The organism is Vibrio sp. Y176, from assembly GCF_033438945.1.
This window is the reverse complement of sequence record NZ_JAWOQS010000196.1, coordinates 1-919: the sequence shown is the minus strand read 5'-3', so window position 1 is coordinate 919 and position 919 is coordinate 1. Positions and strand designations below refer to the sequence as shown.

Here is a 919-nt window from a genome sequence, read left to right as displayed (position 1 = left end):
GATGAAAGCGCTGGCAGAAGAAGAAGCTGCAAAACTTGTAAACCAAGAAGAGCTAAAAGAAGCCGCGATTTTCAACGTAGAAAACAACGGTATTGTTTTCATTGATGAAATCGACAAGATTTGTAAGCGCGGCGAAAGCTCTGGCCCGGACGTGTCTCGTGAAGGTGTGCAACGTGACTTACTTCCTCTGATTGAAGGCAGTACCGTTTCGACAAAACACGGCATGGTAAAAACAGACCACATTCTGTTTGTTGCATCCGGTGCATTCCAAGTTGCCAAGCCATCTGATCTCATTCCAGAACTGCAAGGCCGTCTGCCAATCCGTGTGGAATTGGAAGCACTGAGCAGCCACGACTTCAAACGTATTTTGACTGAGCCTAAAGCGTCGCTGACTGAACAGTACATTGCGCTGATGAAGACAGAAAACGTCGATATCGAATTTACCGAAGACGGTATCACGCAAATCGCAGAAGCGGCATGGACGGTAAACGAAACCACAGAAAACATTGGTGCTCGTCGTCTACATACCGTGATGGAACGTCTGATGGACGAAATCTCTTACGATGCAGCAGAGCAATCTGGTGCTAAGTTTGTGATTGATGCAGCTTACGTTAAAGAACGTTTAGGCGATACGATCGAAAACGAAGACCTAAGTCGCTTTATTCTGTAAACTCAGATTTCACCTTGATTTTAAAGGCTATCTCGAAGAGGTAGCCTTTTTGTTTTTCGGGCATTTGCGTAAAGATTATTCTCAGATACGTACCAACAGTCATGCCTGCCTTGTTTTAGGTCAATAGCGTATCTGCTGCTTTGTGCTTATACTGGGCACATTGGTTACTAGCACGAACTTTCCATGAAACAATCTTTGCAGATCTGGCTTGAAGCCGCTCGCCCTAAAACATTGCCTCTCGCTCTGGTG

At 45.5% G+C, this 919-nt stretch carries 1 protein-coding gene; it reads left to right on the top strand.

What is annotated here, in order from left to right:
• On the top strand, nt 1–670 hold a 670-nt coding region (hslU, locus tag R7O13_RS25060; protein WP_318304966.1), incomplete at its 5' end, for an HslU--HslV peptidase ATPase subunit.
• Nucleotides 671–919 lie beyond the last annotated feature (249 nt).